We start from the raw sequence: 18481 nt of genomic DNA, 5'->3' as shown, positions 1-18481 counted from the left end.
GGAGATAGCTTTATGTCAGCCAATTTTGAAATTGATTATGGAACTCCCGTCAGCTCAGGCCAGGACAAAGTCAGTCTGGAAATCGACGGCCACAAGGTGGTGGTGAATTCCGGCACTTCGGTCTTGCGAGCAGCGGCGGAAGCCGGTATCAGCATCCCGAAACTGTGTGCCACCGATAGCCTGGAGCCTTTTGGTTCGTGCCGGATGTGTCTGGTGCAAATCGATGGTGCGCGTGGTTATCCGGCCTCTTGCACCACACCGGTTGCCGAAGGCATGAAAGTACACACCCAAAACGAAAAGCTGGCGACTATCCGCAAGGGTATTGCCGAGCTGTATATATCTGATCATCCGCTGGACTGCCTGACCTGCGCCGCCAACGGCGATTGCGAACTGCAAGACACAGTAGGCGCGGTGGGTTTGCGTGATGTACGTTATGGCTTTGCCGGCGAAAACCACCTGGGTGCCGACAAAGACACCAGCAATCCTTACTTCAGTTTTGATCCCTCGAAATGTATCGTCTGCTCCCGTTGTGTGCGGGCTTGCGAAGAGGTGCAAGGCACTTTTGCCCTGACTATCTCGGGACGTGGCTTTGAATCGCATGTGTCTCCGGGTCAGGATCAGGCCTTTATGGAATCCGAGTGCGTATCTTGCGGCGCTTGTGTACAAGCCTGCCCGACCGCAACTTTAATGGAAAAATCGGTTATAGATCACGGTCAACCGGAACACAGCACCATTACAACTTGCGCTTATTGCGGCGTGGGCTGTTCTTTCCGCGCCGAAATGAAAGGCGAACAATTGGTGCGCATGGTACCGGACAAAAACGGCGGCGCCAATCATGGTCACTCCTGCGTGAAAGGCCGATTTGCGTTTGGTTACGCCACCCATAAGGACCGCATCACCACCCCGATGATTCGCGACAAAATCAGCGATCCGTGGCGGGTTGTCAGTTGGGAGGAAGCCATCCAGTATGCAGCCAGCCGTCTGAAACAAATTCAGGGCAAATATGGTCGTCATTCCATCGGCGGCATTACCTCATCACGCTGCACCAATGAAGAAACCTTTCTGGTGCAAAAGCTGATCCGCGCTGGTTTCGGCAATAATAATGTGGATACCTGCGCCCGGGTTTGCCATTCTCCTACCGGTTATGGTTTGAAAACCACTTTCGGGGAATCTTCCGGCACCCAGACTTTTGATTCGGTAAAACTGGCCGATGTGATTTTGGTGATCGGCGCTAATCCTACCGATGGTCACCCGGTATTCGGCTCTTTGATGAAACGCCGCCTGCGTGAAGGTGCGAAACTGATAGTCATTGATCCGCGCAGCATTGATCTGGTCAGAAAAAGCCCGCACATCAAGGCTGAATATCATTTGAAACTGCGTCCCGGCACCAATGTGGCGGTTGTCACGGCATTAGCCCATGTGATTGTTACCGAAGGTTTGACTGATGAAGCTTTTGTGAATGAGCGTTGTGATGTGGAGTCTTTCCAAAAATGGAAAACTTTTGTGTCGCTGCCGCAACATTCTCCTGAAGCGATAGCGGAACTCAGTGGGGTTAATCCTGAAGAATTACGTGCTGCCGCCCGTTTATATGCTGAAGCAGGTAATGGCGCGATCTATTATGGCTTGGGCGTCACTGAGCACAGCCAAGGTTCTACTACTGTGATCGGTATCGCCAATTTGGCGATGGCGACCGGCAATATCGGCCGGGAAGGTGTGGGTGTTAATCCGCTGCGCGGCCAGAACAATGTGCAGGGTTCCTGCGATATGGGGTCTTTCCCGCATGAGTTTGTCGGCTACCGGCATGTTTCCGACACCAGCACCCGGGCTTTGTTTGAAACGGCCTGGGGTGTGAAACTGGAATCTGAACCGGGGTTACGGATTCCGAATATGTTTGCTGCCGCAATTGACGGCACTTTTAGAGGCCTGTACGTACAAGGTGAAGATATCGCCCAGTCCGATCCGGATACTCAACATGTGCATCATGCCCTGCGTTCTCTGGACTGCCTGATAGTACAGGATATTTTTCTGAACGAAACGGCAAAATTTGCTCATGTGTTTTTACCGGGCTCTTCCTTCCTGGAGAAAAACGGCACCTTTACCAATGCCGAACGCCGAATTTCGCCAGTACGCAAAGTAATGACTCCATTGGCAGGCAAGGAAGACTGGGAAGTGACTCAGGATCTGGCCAATGCCCTGGGTTATCCGATGCATTACAGTCATCCGTCTGAAATTATGGCGGAAATTGCCAGCCTGACACCGCAATTTGCCGGGGTTAGTTATGAAAAACTGGATGAATTGGGCAGTATTCAATGGCCTTGCAATGATAGTGCGCCGGAAGGTACACCGATTATGCATGCCGATACGTTTGTGCGCGGTAAAGGCCGCTTCCTGAACACTGAGTATATTGCCACACCGGAACGGACTAACCGGGAATATCCATTGATTCTGACCACAGGCCGGATTCTGTCGCAGTACAATGTGGGCGCCCAAACCCGCCGCACCGAGAATGTGGCCTGGCATGACGAAGACCGCCTGGAAATCCATCCGCATGATGCTGAAGTATTGGGTATTGCCGATGGCGACTGGGTTGGGGTAAAAAGCCGTGCCGGTGAAACCGTGATGCATGCCATAATTACCGACCGCATGCAGCCGGGTGTGGTTTATACCACTTTCCATTTCCCTCATTCTGGAGCTAATGTAATTACCACTGACAATTCAGACTGGGCAACCAACTGTCCTGAATATAAAGTAACGGCAGTGCATGTAGCCAAGGTGGCGCAGCCATCAGAATGGCAAGCACAATACCAAAGCTTTAGCGACGATCAGTTGGCTTTACTGGAAAACCGGATTTTCAGTACCGCTGAATAAGGTTTACTCTGTTAATGGATGCTATCAGTGAGTTGGGTTGGGCCAGTTATCGGAAGGCAACTTTTGATTACTGGCGCGGCCCGGATCACACTCAGAAAGAGGACTGTGTTGCCGAAGAAGTGCCGGTAGTGCTGGTATATAACCAGCTGCCGCATGTGGTGATGCTGACCACGCCGCTGAATCTGGAAGATTTTGCGCTGGGCTTCAGCTTGACCGAAGAAATTATTGCTCATCCGGCTGAACTGCAAAGTATCCGGGTGGTGCAACGCTCTAAAGGTGTGGAAGTGCGCATGACTATCCCGGAGCCGCGTTTTGAGCAGTTACACGGCAAAGGCCGCAATATGACAGGCCGCACCGGCTGTGGTTTATGCGGTGCAACTACGCTGGAACAGGCGATCAGACGGCCACGCCCGGTCAAAGCCGGGCTGGCGCTGGATGCCCAGCTGTTAAGCGGAGCCATGACAGCCATGTACCAAAAACAGTCGTTAAATCAATTGACCGGCGCAGTACATGCTGCCGGCTGGTTGACCCCGCAAGGTGTGACTGTGGTCAGGGAAGATGTGGGACGGCATAACGCGCTGGACAAGCTGATTGGCGCCCTGGCCAAAGCTGAAACCAATTTTGAAGCCGGCTGGCTGCTGGTAACCAGCCGCGCCAGTTATGAAATGGTACAGAAAGCCTCCAGTGTCGGCATTACTCTGTTGGCGGCGATTTCTGCGCCCACCGCATTGGCCATTCAGTTGGCCGAAGAATGCGGTCTGACGCTGGTGGGTTTTACCCGCAATGACAATCATGTAATTTATACTCATCCTCATCGTTTAACCCACTATCAAGCCTCAATCGCATAAAACTCATGGATAACAGCAATTTAATCAAAATGGCCAACAACATCGGCGCTTTTTTCAAATCTGAGCCGGACAGAGTATTGGCCATTCAAGGTGTGGAGCAACACATCCGCAATTTTTGGGAGCCACGCATGCGTAAGCAGATTATTGCTTATGTGGAGAAAGGTGATCAGGAATTACTGGATATTGTCGCTGAAGCGGTTAAGCATATTGCCGCTAAGCCTTAGGCTGCCGGATTTTCGAGCTGGCCGAAAAGGCCATTTTCGGCCTATAAGCCCCGATAAACAAGGGAATCAAACCAAGCAAGATGTGAAGCCCTATGACTCAAGAAAGCATTCTGTTGCCGGTTTTTGCATTAGGCGGATTTACTTTTTTTATTTCGCTGTGGATGGCCAAGCTGAGATTTAAGGCTGTCAAGCAGGGTGATCTGAATCGGCGGTACTACGAACTCAACCGCGGCTATGAACCACCTGACTATCTAGTAAAAGTGAGTCGGAATTTTGAGAACTTGCTGGAAATACCGGTGTTGTTTTATGTGGTTGCGCTAATGATCTATATAACAAAACAAACCGACTTTATATATCTCAGCCTGGCATGGTTATATGTCGGCAGCCGTTTTATCCATTCCTATATTCATACCACTTACAATAATGTACGTCATCGCATGATTCCTTTCTTACTGGGCGGCATGATACTTATCGTAATCTGGCTACGACTTTTTGTGGCAATCATTTAATTTACAAACGATGTGGGTATCATCGGCAGAGTTTAACGGATCGGTATTTTTCTTGATTCGGCGGACTCACGAAACAACACTCGCGACATCAGCTTAAAAAGTATGGTCAAACAAAAAATCGATTGTGTCAATATTTTACCGTTTGAATTAAGCTCATCTCACCATGCTTAGCCACATTTTTTATGCTTTTTGGACGATGTCAGTTGGGTAAGCAGCAACTGCCATCGATCAAAATTGTCTCACCGGAAGCCAAAAGTAAAGGGTCGAACTTTGACTGTCGATGCCTGATAAAATCGAAGTTTTACCCCGCTTAATCTTGTCTAAAAATATTCGCTTTTTAGATAGCATCAATGCCGCCTAACAAATCCAGCTCTATATGAAAGACTATGTACACGTGGGGTCAGGCATCAACAATCAAACATTAAACCGAACGTATGGGGTCTAATTGTTGATACCTGATCCTCAACTTAGTATTTAGTGTAATTACATTAGATCAGCAGATCGATATTGAGCGCTCCATGAAATACGCCTAAAATGTCGATTTGCGATTGGTTCTTTATAATATAGGCAATGCGATAATGCCCATATAACAAAATACGGATATCGCCATCAGTTTCCTTTCGATAAAAATGTCCTATTTCAGGATGATCGGCTAGAAGATCAACTTTTTGAAAAATCCCGAATATAACATTTTCAGCAGCCTGTTGTTTATCCTGCGCGATATAGTCGTATATTTCCTTCAGCCATAATTCGGCTTCATCTGTCCAATTTATTTCCGCCATTTAAGCATGCGCTGCTTCATTTCCGCATGAGGGATCATGCGGTTTTGACGGGAATCATCCAACCCTTTTTCAATCATACGTAAAAACGCGAGTTCTCGTAAAATTTCGTCTATACTGCTATCTTCAGGTTGAGCGTTGACAACTGCAGACATTTTTTCTTTGACGTTCATCATTATAAATTTGAAACGCTAGTCATAAAATGGTTCTAAAGTTTAACGGATCGGTATTTTTTCTTGAGTCGGCGGGCTCACGAAACAACACTCGCAACATCACCGTAAAAACTATGGTCAGACAAAAAATCGATTGTGTCAATACTTTTACTGTTTGAATTAAACTGATTCATCAGCCTTGCCCCTGCATCAACAACTCCCCGTATTGTTCCGGCGTGATGGTGCCGCCCATTTGCTCGGCTATATTTTTTGCGGCGGCAGGCAATGCATCCTGGATGGCATCTATGCGCTTCCATTGCGGTTGTGGCGGGGTTTCACAACCAGGCTGGGGCGCATATTTGGAGGTATTTAGCCGGTGGTACTGGTGGATATAGCGCGGACAATTAACAAATATTTCCGTCACCGTAACCCGCACCAGCAATTCCGCGCCCAGAAATGATTCAAGCAGAGTATCGTTTTGCTCAATACTGGCAATGCCATGTACTCTTAATCGATGCGGGTTCTCGAAATCGATAAACAGCATGCCGATCTTATTATTGGCGGTGATGTTGCCCATAGACAGGAACATGCCGTTGCCGTCGTAACTGGGGAAAATCAAAGTGCTACTATCCAGCACCTTGACGAAACCGGGTGCCCCGCCTTTGTAGGAGCAGGTGGGATAGCCACGGTGATCGACCGTGGTGAGAAAGAACATGTCGCGTGATTCAATGAAACTTTGGTGGGGTTCGGGTATTTCGGGCAGCACGATCAGTTCTTGGACTCTATCGGCCAACTGCACGGTATCGAAGGATTGTTGCAAGGCCCGATGCTGTTCTCCATATATATTGCTCATATTATCCTCAGGAAATCTATTTATGGTTAAGATCAGGGGGCAGGATTCGGCAAATCCTATAGCTCCCTACTGCTCAGCGATTTTCGGGTACGGAGAATTAATGCCCACTAACCCGAAACTTTTTTGGCAAGCTTAAACGATACCGAATAGATCACGCTTGTATAAACGTGCGGTATCCAACGCAAAATCGGCTTAACTCAAACCAGTCTCCGGCTTGTTCTGGGCGAATTTTTTTCTAGCAGCTTGCATAGCCGGCCGATTCTCGACAGCCCATTCATAAAGTGACTGCAGCGGTACGATCAAGGTCAGGCCCAATTCCGTCAACTGGTAGTCTACCCGTGGCGGTACGGTGGGATACACGGTGCGCTTCAGCAAGCCGTCTTGCTCCAGCCCTTTAAGTGTTAGGGTAAGCATCCGTTGGGATATACCTTCGACTGCGCGGTGCAATTGGTTGTAGCGCATAGGCCCATGCGACAACACGCCTATCACCATTACGGTCCATTTATCGCCGATCCGAGCCAGGATATCCGCTACCGCCCGGCATTCGCTATGGGATGTTTCTGCCTGACGAACAGATATGTGCGTATCGCTCAAAAAAGTGCCTCCTTGTAGAAAGTTTTATGCGCTGTATCATAGTGTAACGCACAAATTGTTTCTACGAACAATTTGTGTCCTCCTGTCAGCTTGCATTCAGCGCGGCACAGCGGAGATTTTTTTGCTGGCCTGGTGCATAAAATAGGCGACATCCTTGTCATATCAATAAAATCAGAGGCTAACTATGAAACGAATTCAATATTACCGCTACGGCGGCCCTGAAGAAATGCGCCTGGAGACTTATGACTTGCCTGCTCCTGACAGTGACGAAATCTTGGTTCAAGTCAAGGCCAGTTCTATCAATCCCGTGGACTGGAAGATCCGCCAAGGCGCTATGAAGTTGATCAGCGGTGGCCGGATGCCTCGTGCCATGGGGACGGATTTTTCGGGTATCGTGGCTGGCGTGGGCAAAGGCGTAACCCGCTTTAAAGTCGGGGACGAGGTATTTGGCAGCGTTCCTATCAAATCATCCGGGGCCTTTGCGGAACAGCTGATCACTCAGGAGAAGCTGGCCAGCAAAAAACCACCCTCCATTTCTTTTGCAGCCGCAGCAACCCTGCCGATTGCCGGCACAACTGCCTGGCTGGCCCTGGTGCAAAAAGGCGGCTTGCAGGCTGGACAAAATGTGTTTATCAATGGTGCTTATGGTGGCGTGGGACAGGCAGCTATAGACATTGCCAAAAACCTGGGTGCAGTTGTGACTGGCCGGGTTAGCCCCAAATCAATCTCGACTGCTAAAGCCGAGCTAGGTATAGATCAGGTTTTAGACTACACGCAGGCAATTCCTGCCGAGTTACATAAGACATTTGATATCGTCTTCGATTGCAACGGCGGCCTTACTCCGCAACAAGGCGATGCGCTAATCAAGTCTAGCGGGGTGGTCATAGACATCAACCCCAGCCCTTATAAATTGATACGCAGTTTGTATTCGAGACAACACAAATTTGTGTTCGGCAGTATAAATCCGCAAATCCTGGAAAAGCTGGCCGAGCTTGCTGCCGCCGGTAAACTGAGTATTTCTATCGGTCGCACCGCAAAGCTGGCAGAAGCCATAGCTTTGATTACCGATCTTGAAACGGGGCGACGCACTAAAGGTAAAGCTGTCATCATAACGGATGAAGGGTAAGGGTTTGCTGCCCTGCACTGTGTTTGGCACAAACTACAGCTATCTGTTTTTAAATAGCTATTTAGACACTGAGTAGTTACGTTTTTTATAAATCTGGTATCAACATGCTATCTATATTTGAAAAACCGAATTGTTTGTTACGATTGGAAGGCTTGGCTGTATTTATTCTGGCGCTGGCCGGATATAGTCATTTCAGCTTTGGCTGGGGATTATTTTGGTCCACTTTACTGCTGCCTGACTTGGCACTGCTGGGCTACCTGATCAATGCCAGAATTGGCGCGCTGACTTATAATATCACTCATGCCAAAATTTTACCTTGTGCACTGGCCTTGGCGGCCCTGGCCCTTGCTGATGATTTGTTGCTGAGTCTGGCGCTGATCTGGTTCGTGCATATAGGGTTGGACCGTATGTTCGGGTATGGCTTGAAATACCCGGAAGGTTTTAAAATCACTCATCTTGGCGTCATTGGTCAAGCAAGCAATCTTAAGTTGGGGCGTTATTTGCCTTGTACCAAGTAGGAACCGATTTGGTTTAAATTTGCCGATTATGTCAACGGCCCAGCAGCACTTGCTTGGCCAGGTTTATTTGGGCAGCCAGATAATCGGAACCGCCCCGGTCGGGATGCAACCGGGAAATGAGTTTGCGGTGGGCAGCTATAATTTCGGCGCTATTGGCGCCGGGTTTTAAGCCCAGGATCTGCAAAGCCTCTGCCTGACTGAGATTGGCATTACCGGGCCGACCGGCAGATGACTGTTGCTGCCTGCCGGTTTTGGCCGATTGGAATATAGACCAGAGTTTGTGTAAATGCGGCGCATAGCGTAACAATACCGGCAGGGTTCGCAACACAAATGCCACCCCAACCCCCAACCCCGCCAGCAACCAGGTCAGACGACCACTCAGCATTAATATCAGCAATACCGCAAGCACCAGCCACCAGCCGGATTTTTTTAAAACCTGACGCACAACAGCAGCCGGGGTATTTTTAAACCAGTTCAATATCCAGTAAATCAGCAGCAGTATTACTGCAAATAAGAAAATGCGTATCATGACCATCAACCTGTTCAGACTGCTGAGCAGATTACCGTATTATGTCTTAGAATGCCATGTATTGAATGACAGAGCGAATCAGCAATGCCGGATAAATTACCTGCGATACTGGGCTTTGCCGCTTTTAGCGGCACGGGGAAAACGACATTATTAACCGGGTTGTTACCGATTCTACGCCAGCGCGGTTTACGGGTTGGGGTTATCAAGTATAGTCACCATGATTTCGACATAGACCAGCCCGGTAAGGACAGTTACAGGCTGCGGCAAGCCGGGGCTGTTCCGGTATTACTGGTATCGCCTTATCGGCGGGCGCTGATTACTGAATTTACGCCGCCGCGCGCCATCAGTCTGGCGGAAGAACTGGCGGCATTTCCGGGCACGGGCCTGGATTTGATTTTGGTGGAGGGTTTCAGGGATGCGGCTTTTCCGAAAATTGAGCTGCACCGGCCCAGCCTGGGCAAGCCTTTGCTGTATCCTGATGATGCCAATATTATTGCTATTGCCAGTGATGAACCATTGCCGGTGCCTGGGCATGTTAAGCAGCTGGATTTGAATGCAATTGCCCAGATTGCCGATTTTATTGTGCAGCAAACTTTAAGCTAGCAGCTCCACATTTACCAGCAAGTGGCATGAGAAGCCTGAAATCATTGCTGTTGTTAATATATTTTCACCACTCTTTACCAAATGGTATCTCATGATTGCAGACACTCAACTTTCTCAGCTACCCTTGAAGTTTAAGGCCTTGTTCAGCGGCTTTTTGCTGGTGATCGGGGTTGGCTTAATGATGGCTGGCGCCCAAATCATGCTCACCCACGGCATGGCGGACGGTAAGCCCGGATTGTCTTTAAATGACATTATCTACAGTTACTACGGTAACCGTACCAATTCCAAATTGGAAACCATGCTCAAAGGCCCTATGAAAGCGATGGCGCCGGGACAGGTTGGTTTTACCTTAATCCAATGGACGCATGATGGTGCGCCTGCCGAGGATTGGCCGACAAAAATTCAGCCTCTAATTGAAGAGCATTGTGTTGCCTGCCACAACAGTGCGTCAAACCTGCCGGATTTCAGCAAACTGGAAAATGTGCTGAAAGAAACAGCGGTGGATCAGGGCGCCACGATAAATGCGCTTACCCGCGTCTCACATATTCATTTATTCGGCATTGGTTTTATTTTTATGTTTGTCGGCTGGATTTTTGCCTTGGCCGAGTTTCCGCAGCGCTTGCAAGTGTTGCTGATATTCACCCCTTTTGCTTTTCTGGTGCTGGATATTCTGTCCTGGTGGTTGACTAAATATTTTCCGGTATTTGCCTGGCTGACCATGATAGGCGGCATTGGCTATAGTCTGGCCTCCACTATTATGATATTTACGTCTTTAATTCAAATGTGGGTGCCGAAACATTGGTGGTCTGCCGGTTGATTTCCTGATAATAAGCAAAATTACCCAATATTTTCTCCCCAACATTACCTAAAAGGGCTTCGACATGTGGGCTTGCTGACGGCGGCTGCAACCGGCAAGTATAAGTCTGTAGTATGAATAAGCAGTCTCACGCATAACCTTAACAAATATCCGGTAAAATGAGTAAATGCTAGCTGAATCAGCTATCCTTACCATTATTTGTGATGAGATTAATCTTATGAATTTAGCTTCGAATTTCTTTTCCATCAAAACCCTGGGTTTGGCCATGCTGTTATGCGCAATCGGTTCGCCGGCCCTTGCTGAGGTTTTGCCGGCACCGGAACACCCTGGTCATCATAATATCGCCGCAAATTCTGCCGAAGAACATGCTGCAGCAGCTTCTCACCATAAAGATACTGCCGAGTATTACCATGCGCTAGGCCTACACCATGCCTCTTTAGCCAGGGAACATGCCAAACTGGGTCATCATAAGTTGGCGGAACATCATGAGAAATTGGCTAAGCTTTATGAGGCGATTGCCGAAGAACACGCGGCAACCGCCAAAACTCATGAGCATCATCCTGTCGATAAATAAGCAGATCATGTCATGCTAACCCCAATTTTACCAAGCGGCACAACTTGGGGTTTTGAACCTGTCCAGCATTTTTGGCATTAACTGACATAGCTTGACTTAAAAGCTTAACAGCACCAGCCCCTCTCAATACATCTTGTTAATATGGAAAATTTTTTTAAACGCAGTTTTATTCTCCAGTGTGCGCCGATTGCCGGCTTATGGTTGCTGTTCTCGACTGATGCCAACGCCTTGCCCAGCTTTACCAGACAAACCGGAATGGCGTGTACGGCCTGCCATACTCAGGCATTTGGTCCGAACCTCACCCCTTACGGCAGGCAGTTTAAGCTGAATGCCTATACTTGGGGCACTAACAAATCCCAGCTTAGCCGCTTGGGCGGTCAGGTGCAGGGTTCGCTGACCAACACCAAACGCGACGACCCGGCATTTGCCAATAACAGTATCGCTCTGGATCAGGCCTCCTTGTTTTATGGCGGCAAAGTTACCGACTTTATGGGTGCTTTTGTGCAACTGACGTATTCCGGGGTGGGCAATAATTTTGCAGTTGATAACACTGATATCCGCCTGAGTGATGATATTGATTTATTTAATCAGTCGCTGATTTACGGTGTGTCATTTAATAATAACCCTACCGTGCAGGATTTGTGGAATACCACGCCGGGCTGGAGCTTTCCCTATGTTTCCTCGCCATTAGCAGCCACACCCGCAGCCGGCCCCTTGCTGAGCAGTGTCGGCGGCCAGGTGGGCGGGGCTACTTTATACAGCATGATAGCTGACACGGTGTTTGTGGAAGCCGGAGCTTATACCAGTTTTGCCAAAGGCGTACAGCGCAGCTTTGGGCAATGGGATACTTCCAATCCGAATTATTCGGCAAATAGCGGTTCGGTAAAAATTGACGGCGGCGCACCTTACTGGCGCATCGGCTTACAGAAAGAATGGCACGGCCATTATGCTTCGTTAGGACATTTCGGTTTTCGCGCTAATGTTCGCCCGAATGTTACCGTGCCGGGTACTGACCGTTATACCGATCTGGGTGTTGATTTCAACTATCAGTATCTGGCCAACCCCAGACACATTTTTGAAACCAAAGCCAGTTATGTGCGGGAGCAGCAGGAGCTGTGGACCACCAATACCCTTCTGAACGGATCGACCAATTCCAATCAGCAATTGGGCTTTCTGGCTTTAAACGGTTCTTACACATTTCTGCAAACTTACAGTTTTAGTGCCGGATTTAACCATATATACGGTAACTCCGATGCCAAGCTGTATTCCTCTTCGCCGAACCAACGACCCAATTCCGAGTATTTTAGCTTTGAACTGGATTATGTGCCGTTTGGAAAAAAAGCCACGACCGGACTGGATTCATACCTGAATCTGCGTTTTGCCGCACAGTATGTGGCTTATACCCTGTTCGATGGAGCCGTCAAGAATTACGATGGTTCTGGGCGTAACGCCAGTGATAACAATACTTTTTATCTGAATAGCTGGCTGATGTTTTAAAAGAAATACTTTAACGATGAGCTATGCAAGGGAACCTGCCTTTTTATGTTTAAGGCAGGTTCAATCTCTCAATGAAACACAGTGGAAATTAGCGGCGCTTTTTGGCGGCGATACGTAATCTGAGCGCGTTTAATTTGATAAAACCTTCCGCGTCTTTTTGATTATACGCGCCGCCATCTTCTTCGAAAGTGGCGATGTTTTCGTCAAACAAACTATCGGATTCAGAAGCTCTGCCGACCACAGTGACATTGCCTTTGTATAATTTCAGCCTGACTTTGCCATTGACGTGGACTTGTGAGGCATCAATCATGGTTTGCAGCATGGTCCGTTCTGGTGTCCACCAATAACCGTTGTAAATCAGCGAAGCATAGCGGGGCATTAATTCGTCTTTTAAATGAGCTACTTCGCGATCCAGGGTCAAGGATTCGATGGCTCGATGGGCTTTGAGCATGACAGTGCCGGCAGGGGTTTCGTAGCAACCTCTGGATTTCATACCTACATAGCGATTTTCCACAATATCGAGTCGGCCAACGCCATTGGCGCCGGCGACTTTGTTGAGCTGTTCCATCACTTGCGCGGGGCTGTGCGGTACACCGTCGATGGCGACGATATCTCCGCGCTGGAAACTTAATTCCAGATAGGTGGCTTTATCAGGAGCATTTTCCGGCGACACTGTCCAGCGCCACATATCTTCTTCCGGCTCGGCCCAGGGGTCTTCAAGGATGCGGCCTTCGTAAGAAATATGCAGGGAATTGGCGTCCATGGAATAAGGCGAGGCTTTGCCTTTTTTCATTTCCACGGGAATGCCGTGCTGTTCGGCATAGGCCAGCAGTTTTTGCCGGGAGTTCAAATCCCATTCCCGCCAAGGGGCGATGATTTTAATGTCCGGGCGCAAGGCATAAGCGCCCAGTTCAAAACGTACCTGGTCGTTACCTTTGCCGGTAGCGCCGTGAGAGACCGCATCGGCACCGGTTTCGTTGGCGATTTCAATCAGGCGTTTGGCGATCAGTGGCCGGGCAATCGAGGTGCCGAGCAGGTATTCGCCTTCATAAACGGTGTTGGCGCGAAACATCGGAAACACAAAGTCTCTGGCAAATTCTTCACGCAAATCATCGATATAAATTTGTTTAACGCCGGCCGCGGTGGCTTTACCCCGCGCCGGTTCCAGTTCTTCGCCTTGACCGATATCGGCAGTAAATGTCACCACTTCACAATCGTAGACATCCTGCAACCATTTCAGGATGACAGAGGTATCAAGACCGCCGGAATAGGCTAACACTACTTTTTTGACTTCAGACATGATGCGTTTACACCTTCAAAGATTTAATTAACCGAAAATTATACCGTAAAAAAAACCTTGCTTGTGGAGACAAAGTGGATTTGCTGAAACCGGGAAACAATAAGGGGCTGATGCAATCTTTATAGATAAGCGGCCAATAACTCAGTGAGGCGGGTGGTGGCTCCCTGGTTTTGCCGGACAAAGGTTTGAGCGTTGCTGACCAGGGTCTGGCGGTAGCCTGGCTCTTGGTAAAGTTTTAGTAAGGCCAAGGCCAGCGCTGCCGGGTCCTGACATTGTTGGGCGGCGTTGGCGGCAAGCATTTGTTCAGCGATATCCTGGAAGTTAAACATATGTGGACCAAACAGAATGGGGGTACCCACCGCCGCAGGTTCCAGGACATTGTGACCGCCGACCGGCACCAGACTGCCGCCGACAAAAGCGGCATCGGCAGCGGCGTAAAGCATTTTTAATTCGCCGATACTGTCGGCAATATAGACATCACAGGCCGAGGTGATCTGCTGCTGCCGACTGCGCATGACGACTTGCAGATGCTGGGCAAGGCAGAGTTTTTCAACATCGGTAAAGCGCTCGGGATGACGCGGTACAATGAGCAACAGCAGTTCGGGGATACGCTGTTTTAATTGGGCATAGCTGGACAGAATCAAGGCTTCTTCGCCTTGATGACTGCTGGCGATAATCCAGACGAAGCGATTGATGAACAATTGCTGATGTAATTCACGACCGGCCTCTATCACTGCAGCCGGGATGTGCATATCAAATTTAATATTACCCGGCACTTTCAGCTGTTGCGGGCTGGCACCTATGCTCTGAAAGCGTTGACTATCGGCGCTGGTCTGGCAGGCTATCAGGTTGACCTGAGCCAAGGCAGGCTTTAACAAGCCAGGGATTTTTTGGTAAGACGCAGCCGAACGCGGTGATAAACGGGCGTTGACGATGGCGATGGGAATGCGTCTGGCGGCACAGCCGGCATAGAGATTGGGCCAGATTTCCTTTTCCATGATGATGGCGATTCTAGGCTGAAAATGCTGGAAAAACCGGTTGAGGATATAAGGAATGTCGTAAGGCAGGTAGACGTGGGCAACATTGCCGGTTAATACGGTCTGCACCCGTGCCGAGCCGGTGGGCGTAGTGGTGGTAATCAGGAAATCGGCAGCGGGATAGCGCTGTTGCAGGCTATTTAATAAGGCAAAGCCGGCTTCAGCTTCGCCGACCGAGACGGCATGCAGCCAGATGACATGGCGGCGCGGCTGGGTCTGGTAACAGCCCAGCCGTTCACGCCAACGCTGGCGGTATTGGGGGGCTTTAATGCCGCGCCAATATAGCCTTAACAGAATTAGCGGCAATAAAGCACTGAATAATAAGGTATAAAAACGGCGCAACATGCGGAACTAGGGGCGACTGATGACTTCGCCACCGCCGGCAAACAGCTGATAGGCGGGATTACCGGTTTCGGCATGATAGGCCAGCCCCAGTTCGTGCAGGGCTTGCTCAAACAGCTTTACCTCTGCACCAAGTTGCAGACCGATTAAAACTTTGCCAAAAGCCGCACCATGATTGCGGTAGTGAAACAGGCTGATATTCCATTGACTGCCCAAAGCGGTGAGAAACTTCAGCAAAGCACCAGGCCGTTCCGGAAATTGCAGACTGTAAATGCTTTCTTGAAGTTCGCAAGGAGCATGGCCGCCGACCATATAGCGGATGTGATCCTTGGCCAACTCACTGATGGTCATATCGGTGACACTGAATCCTTCGCTGTTAAGCTGATTTATCAATTGCCAGCGATCGGCCTCCACCCCACTACTGGTGATACCAACAAACACCTGGGCCATCTGCTGGTTGAAATAACGGTAATTAAATTCGGTGATGCTGCGTTTACCCAGCATTTTGCAGAACTTTAAAAAACTGCCGGGCAGTTCGGGAATGGCCACCGCCAGCAATATTTCTCGATGTTCACCCACCGAGGTACGTTCCGCCACATAACGCAGCCGGTCAAAATTAATATTGGCGCCACTATCGATGGCGACCAGGGTTTCCTGAACCAGCCCCTGCTGTTCAGCATATTTTTTCAGGCCGGCTACGGCCAAAGCACCGGCAGGTTCGGCCACTGAGCGGGTATCGTCAAAAATATCCTTAATGGCCGCACAAATTTCGTCGGTGCTGACGGTTACTACCTGATCAACATATTGCTGGGCAATACGGAAGGTTTCTGCGCCGATTTGTTTAACCGCCACGCCATCGGCGAACAAGCCGACCTGTTCCAGCACGACCCGGTGACCGGCTATTAAGGCCTGGTTTAAACAATCGGCATCATCCGGCTCTACGGCGATGATTTTGATCTCCGGGCGGACAAATTTGACGTAAGCAGCAATGCCGGCCACCAGACCACCACCACCCACCGGCACAAAAATAGCGTGAATAGGGCCGTTGTGCTGGCGGAGAATTTCCATGCCTACCGTGCCCTGCCCGGCAATGACATCGGGATCATCGTAGGGGTGAATAAAGGTCATGCCTTTTTCAGCGACCAGTTCCTGGGCATGACTGTAGGCATCGTCGTAGGAATCACCATGCAGGACGATTTTGGCGCCTCTGGCTTTAACGGATTTGACTTTAATTTCCGGGGTGGTTTTGGGCATGACGATGAGCGCTTTGATGCCGAGTTTTTTAGCAGCCAGTGCCACGCCCTGAGCGTGATTGCCGGCTGAGGCGGCAATCACGCCATTGGCGGTTTGCTCCGGGCTTAATGAAGCGATTTTGTTATAAGCCCCGCGCAATTTAAAGGAAAATACCGGCTGCAGGTCTTCGCGTTTCAGGTAAACCTGATTGTTTATGCGTTCCGACAGTGTGGGCGCCAAATCCAGCGGCGTTTCTTCGGCCACATCGTAAACTTTTGCCCGCAAAATTTTTTCTATATAGTTGTGTATCATTGTCCTAAAAACTGCTGAGGGATTGGCTTTAATCGGTTATTATCCCATACTATGACCGGTTTATCGCCGTATCAGAATTTTATAAAGAAACCATCAGGACAACCAAAAATGACTCAAGATGAATTAAAAAAACAAGTCGCTCAAGCTGCCCTCAAATATTTGAAAAACGTGCCTATTATCGGCATGGGCACCGGCTCTACCGTGACACATTTAATCAATCTGCTGGCCGATAGTGATTTCAAACACGAAATTGAAGGTGCGGTTTCCAGTTCGATCAAAACCACCGAGCATTTGCAAAAAATCGGCATCCCAGTGCTGGAACTGAACCAAACCGGCGATCTGGATGTGTATGTGGATGGTGCAGACGAAGTCACCCCACATAAAAAAATGCTGAAAGGCGGCGGCGGTGCATTGACCAGAGAAAAAATCATCGGCTCCGCCAGCAGAAAATTTGTTTGTATCGTAGACGAAACCAAAGCAGTTGATGTGTTGGGCAAATTCCCGTTACCTGTGGAAGTATTGCCTTTGGCCCGTAGCTATGTGGCTAGAGAACTGGTAAAACTGGGCGGCCAGCCAGTGTTACGGGAAAATTTTATCAGCGACAATGGCTGTGAAATTTTGGACGTACATAATCTGACCATTCTCGATCCAGTGGCACTGGAACAAACCATCAACAATATTCCTGGCGTGCTGACCAATGGTTTGTTTGCTTTGCGCGGCGCGGATATCGTGTTGATTGGTAAAGGCAGCGAAGTCATTACTCTGTAAGAGCAGCAAAATCCATCGTTAAATACCTGCCAAAAACTTGGTTCTCCCTTGGCTAAAGGGGGAACCAAGCCTACCTGAACCAGCCGACCATTTTTTACCGGGTTTACTGCAAAAAATACTATCCCGTGCCCCAACGAAGCACACCCTATTTAGGCTCATCCGTCACCACCCAACGGGTCAACTACTAGTTTTTACGGCCTTCGACTATAGCGGAATGTGGGGTACGATCCGCCAGTTCCACTGCACTGATGTCGGGAATATCACTATCAAAAGCCGGGCGTACTTGTGCGTTAAACCCCAGTTCGGTGAGAATTTCCACCAGACGTGGATTGTCGTACATGCATTTATGTGGGTACTGAAAATAGGTATTGGCCAGTTTTTTGAGGCCTTGACCGTCAGATCCATAGAGTACACCAAGGTTTTCGATAAAATCATCGGCTTTGGTGTGACCTTGCAAATATTCGTTAACATCATGCTGTAAGTCCGGCACGACTATTCTGATGATACCGTTGGGTTTGAGCACCCGATAGGCTTCGGCCAGAAAACGGCGGCCTTGCTGTTTGGATAAATGCTCCAGAGTATGCGAACTGTACACCACATCGACACTGGCATCCGGCCAAGGAAAGGGTTTGGTTAAATCATGCAGATAGATCTCAGGATGCCAATTCAGATTGAACAGTTTGAATTTTTGGTTGATGGTGCGAAACAACGGAATTTTGAATAATCGGGCACCGAGGGAATAATCGACATTACACCAGCCATCCACTACCTGTGGGCCACAACCTAGATTAAGTTTCATGCCTGGGCTCCTGCTTGATGGCCGAATGATCTGACAAGCACTTCCCTGTCAATTAGCAATAAATCTTCCAATGTATTCATATTATTACCTTTGTTGATTAAAATTTGACCAGCGTGAATGCGCTGGTTATTGTAAGCGATAGCGGCTAAACTCAAGCGACTAATTTCGTAATTTTGGCTATGCCGACTTTATAGTGCGA

The 18481-nt window shown here is 49.0% G+C and carries 20 protein-coding genes; 11 read left to right on the top strand and 9 right to left on the bottom strand.

All coding sequences use genetic code 11. The features are described from left to right. Window positions 1-12: 12 nt before the first annotated feature. The 4 genes from fdhF (at window position 13) to KEF85_RS03605 (ending at window position 4449) form a co-directional block, all read left to right on the top strand. Window positions 13-2868, top strand: coding sequence for a formate dehydrogenase subunit alpha (gene fdhF / locus KEF85_RS03620; RefSeq protein WP_215583363.1), 2856 nt, complete (start codon window positions 13-15; stop codon window positions 2866-2868). 14 nt (window positions 2869-2882) lie between these two features. After that, a complete protein-coding gene (gene fdhD / locus KEF85_RS03615; protein ID WP_215583362.1) occupies window positions 2883-3716 on the top strand; it encodes a formate dehydrogenase accessory sulfurtransferase FdhD in 834 nt (277 codons plus the stop codon). Between the two features lie 5 nt (window positions 3717-3721). Next, the gene (locus KEF85_RS03610; RefSeq protein WP_215583361.1) at window positions 3722-3940 is read left to right on the top strand and encodes a formate dehydrogenase subunit delta; all 219 of its coding nucleotides are present in this window, start codon (window positions 3722-3724) and stop codon (window positions 3938-3940) included. Window positions 3941-4032: 92 nt separating this feature from the next. After that, the gene (locus tag KEF85_RS03605) at window positions 4033-4449 is read left to right on the top strand and encodes an MAPEG family protein (protein ID WP_215583360.1); all 417 of its coding nucleotides are present in this window, start codon (window positions 4033-4035) and stop codon (window positions 4447-4449) included. A gap of 488 nt (window positions 4450-4937) precedes the next feature. Here KEF85_RS03605 and KEF85_RS03600 read toward each other — a convergent pair whose 3' ends face one another. The 4 genes from KEF85_RS03600 to KEF85_RS03585 form a co-directional block, all read right to left on the bottom strand. Continuing rightward, a complete protein-coding gene (locus tag KEF85_RS03600; RefSeq protein WP_215583359.1) occupies window positions 4938-5231 on the bottom strand; it encodes a type II toxin-antitoxin system RelE/ParE family toxin in 294 nt (97 codons plus the stop codon). Next, window positions 5219-5404 carry a hypothetical protein gene (locus KEF85_RS03595; protein ID WP_215583358.1) on the bottom strand — a complete coding sequence of 62 codons (186 nt, stop codon included), beginning with the start codon at window positions 5402-5404 and terminating at the stop codon, window positions 5219-5221. The genes KEF85_RS03600 and KEF85_RS03595 overlap by 13 nt, the downstream gene beginning before the upstream one ends. A 169-nt stretch (window positions 5405-5573) precedes the next feature. Further along, a complete protein-coding gene (locus tag KEF85_RS03590) occupies window positions 5574-6233 on the bottom strand; it encodes a pyridoxamine 5'-phosphate oxidase family protein (RefSeq protein ID WP_215583357.1) in 660 nt (219 codons plus the stop codon). 192 nt (window positions 6234-6425) lie between these two features. Beyond that, complete coding sequence (locus tag KEF85_RS03585) at window positions 6426-6827, bottom strand: winged helix-turn-helix transcriptional regulator (RefSeq protein WP_281413675.1); 402 nt, start codon at window positions 6825-6827, stop codon at window positions 6426-6428. Between the two features lie 184 nt (window positions 6828-7011). On the opposite strand from KEF85_RS03585, the gene KEF85_RS03580 reads away from it, so the two are divergent. Together KEF85_RS03580 and KEF85_RS03575 are read left to right on the top strand one after the other, a co-directional pair. Continuing rightward, window positions 7012-7953 (top strand): NAD(P)-dependent alcohol dehydrogenase, encoded by a 942-nt coding sequence (locus tag KEF85_RS03580; RefSeq protein WP_215583356.1) that lies wholly within the window; start codon window positions 7012-7014, stop codon window positions 7951-7953. A gap of 104 nt (window positions 7954-8057) precedes the next feature. Further along, window positions 8058-8471, top strand: coding sequence for a DUF4260 family protein (locus KEF85_RS03575; RefSeq protein WP_215583355.1), 414 nt, complete (start codon window positions 8058-8060; stop codon window positions 8469-8471). A gap of 31 nt (window positions 8472-8502) precedes the next feature. On the opposite strand, the gene KEF85_RS03570 is transcribed toward KEF85_RS03575, so the two are convergent. Next, complete coding sequence (locus tag KEF85_RS03570; RefSeq protein ID WP_215583354.1) at window positions 8503-9000, bottom strand: J domain-containing protein; 498 nt, start codon at window positions 8998-9000, stop codon at window positions 8503-8505. A gap of 84 nt (window positions 9001-9084) precedes the next feature. On the opposite strand from KEF85_RS03570, the gene mobB reads away from it, so the two are divergent. From mobB to KEF85_RS03550, 4 genes are all read left to right on the top strand, one after another. Next, a complete protein-coding gene (mobB, locus tag KEF85_RS03565; RefSeq protein ID WP_215583353.1) occupies window positions 9085-9603 on the top strand; it encodes a molybdopterin-guanine dinucleotide biosynthesis protein B in 519 nt (172 codons plus the stop codon). Window positions 9604-9694: 91 nt separating this feature from the next. Next, window positions 9695-10420, top strand: coding sequence for an elongation factor-1 alpha (locus KEF85_RS03560; RefSeq protein ID WP_215583352.1), 726 nt, complete (start codon window positions 9695-9697; stop codon window positions 10418-10420). 217 nt (window positions 10421-10637) lie between these two features. Then, the gene (locus tag KEF85_RS03555) at window positions 10638-10994 is read left to right on the top strand and encodes an acid-shock protein (RefSeq protein ID WP_215583351.1); all 357 of its coding nucleotides are present in this window, start codon (window positions 10638-10640) and stop codon (window positions 10992-10994) included. 141 nt (window positions 10995-11135) lie between these two features. Further along, window positions 11136-12491 carry a cytochrome C gene (locus tag KEF85_RS03550; RefSeq protein WP_246535029.1) on the top strand — a complete coding sequence of 452 codons (1356 nt, stop codon included), beginning with the start codon at window positions 11136-11138 and terminating at the stop codon, window positions 12489-12491. An 88-nt stretch (window positions 12492-12579) separates the two neighbouring features. Here KEF85_RS03550 and KEF85_RS03545 read toward each other — a convergent pair whose 3' ends face one another. From KEF85_RS03545 to ilvA, 3 genes are all read right to left on the bottom strand, one after another. Further along, a complete protein-coding gene (locus KEF85_RS03545) occupies window positions 12580-13791 on the bottom strand; it encodes an argininosuccinate synthase (protein ID WP_215583350.1) in 1212 nt (403 codons plus the stop codon). Between the two features lie 119 nt (window positions 13792-13910). After that, on the bottom strand, window positions 13911-15173 hold the full coding sequence (gene waaA, locus KEF85_RS03540; protein ID WP_343222156.1) for a lipid IV(A) 3-deoxy-D-manno-octulosonic acid transferase: 1263 nt from the start codon (window positions 15171-15173) through the stop codon (window positions 13911-13913). 6 nt (window positions 15174-15179) lie between these two features. Continuing rightward, on the bottom strand, window positions 15180-16715 hold the full coding sequence (gene ilvA / locus KEF85_RS03535) for a threonine ammonia-lyase, biosynthetic (RefSeq protein WP_215583349.1): 1536 nt from the start codon (window positions 16713-16715) through the stop codon (window positions 15180-15182). A 108-nt stretch (window positions 16716-16823) separates the two neighbouring features. Here ilvA and rpiA point away from each other — a divergent pair, with 108 nt between their 5' ends. Further along, window positions 16824-17483 (top strand): ribose-5-phosphate isomerase RpiA, encoded by a 660-nt coding sequence (gene rpiA, locus KEF85_RS03530; protein ID WP_215583348.1) that lies wholly within the window; start codon window positions 16824-16826, stop codon window positions 17481-17483. 184 nt (window positions 17484-17667) lie between these two features. On the opposite strand, the gene KEF85_RS03525 is transcribed toward rpiA, so the two are convergent. After that, window positions 17668-18282: a class I SAM-dependent methyltransferase gene (locus KEF85_RS03525; protein WP_215583347.1), complete on the bottom strand. Its 615-nt coding sequence runs from the start codon at window positions 18280-18282 to the stop codon at window positions 17668-17670. Window positions 18283-18481 lie beyond the last annotated feature (199 nt).

Source organism: Methylomonas paludis (assembly GCF_018734325.1).
Classification (GTDB): domain Bacteria; phylum Pseudomonadota; class Gammaproteobacteria; order Methylococcales; family Methylomonadaceae; genus Methylomonas; species Methylomonas paludis.
Note: the sequence above shows the minus strand (reverse complement) of the source record. Positions and strands in the feature narration are given on the sequence as shown.

Bases quoted from the DNA above. Each gene is read 5' to 3' on its own strand.
- fdhF (WP_215583363.1), top strand. From the start codon at position 13: ATGTCAGCCAATTTTGAAATTGATTATGGAACTCCCGTCAGCTCAGGC.
- fdhD (WP_215583362.1), top strand. From the start codon at position 2,883: ATGGATGCTATCAGTGAGTTGGGTTGGGCCAGTTATCGGAAGGCAACT.
- KEF85_RS03610 (WP_215583361.1), top strand. From the start codon at position 3,722: ATGGATAACAGCAATTTAATCAAAATGGCCAACAACATCGGCGCTTTT.
- KEF85_RS03605 (WP_215583360.1), top strand. From the start codon at position 4,033: ATGACTCAAGAAAGCATTCTGTTGCCGGTTTTTGCATTAGGCGGATTT.
- KEF85_RS03600 (WP_215583359.1), bottom strand. From the start codon at position 5,231: ATGGCGGAAATAAATTGGACAGATGAAGCCGAATTATGGCTGAAGGAA.
- KEF85_RS03595 (WP_215583358.1), bottom strand. From the start codon at position 5,404: ATGATGAACGTCAAAGAAAAAATGTCTGCAGTTGTCAACGCTCAACCT.
- KEF85_RS03590 (WP_215583357.1), bottom strand. From the start codon at position 6,233: ATGAGCAATATATATGGAGAACAGCATCGGGCCTTGCAACAATCCTTC.
- KEF85_RS03580 (WP_215583356.1), top strand. From the start codon at position 7,012: ATGAAACGAATTCAATATTACCGCTACGGCGGCCCTGAAGAAATGCGC.
- KEF85_RS03575 (WP_215583355.1), top strand. From the start codon at position 8,058: ATGCTATCTATATTTGAAAAACCGAATTGTTTGTTACGATTGGAAGGC.
- KEF85_RS03570 (WP_215583354.1), bottom strand. From the start codon at position 9,000: ATGATACGCATTTTCTTATTTGCAGTAATACTGCTGCTGATTTACTGG.
- mobB (WP_215583353.1), top strand. From the start codon at position 9,085: ATGCCGGATAAATTACCTGCGATACTGGGCTTTGCCGCTTTTAGCGGC.
- KEF85_RS03560 (WP_215583352.1), top strand. From the start codon at position 9,695: ATGATTGCAGACACTCAACTTTCTCAGCTACCCTTGAAGTTTAAGGCC.
- KEF85_RS03555 (WP_215583351.1), top strand. From the start codon at position 10,638: ATGAATTTAGCTTCGAATTTCTTTTCCATCAAAACCCTGGGTTTGGCC.
- KEF85_RS03550 (WP_246535029.1), top strand. From the start codon at position 11,136: ATGGAAAATTTTTTTAAACGCAGTTTTATTCTCCAGTGTGCGCCGATT.
- KEF85_RS03545 (WP_215583350.1), bottom strand. From the start codon at position 13,791: ATGTCTGAAGTCAAAAAAGTAGTGTTAGCCTATTCCGGCGGTCTTGAT.
- waaA (WP_343222156.1), bottom strand. From the start codon at position 15,173: ATGTTGCGCCGTTTTTATACCTTATTATTCAGTGCTTTATTGCCGCTA.
- ilvA (WP_215583349.1), bottom strand. From the start codon at position 16,715: ATGATACACAACTATATAGAAAAAATTTTGCGGGCAAAAGTTTACGAT.
- rpiA (WP_215583348.1), top strand. From the start codon at position 16,824: ATGACTCAAGATGAATTAAAAAAACAAGTCGCTCAAGCTGCCCTCAAA.
- KEF85_RS03525 (WP_215583347.1), bottom strand. From the start codon at position 18,282: ATGAAACTTAATCTAGGTTGTGGCCCACAGGTAGTGGATGGCTGGTGT.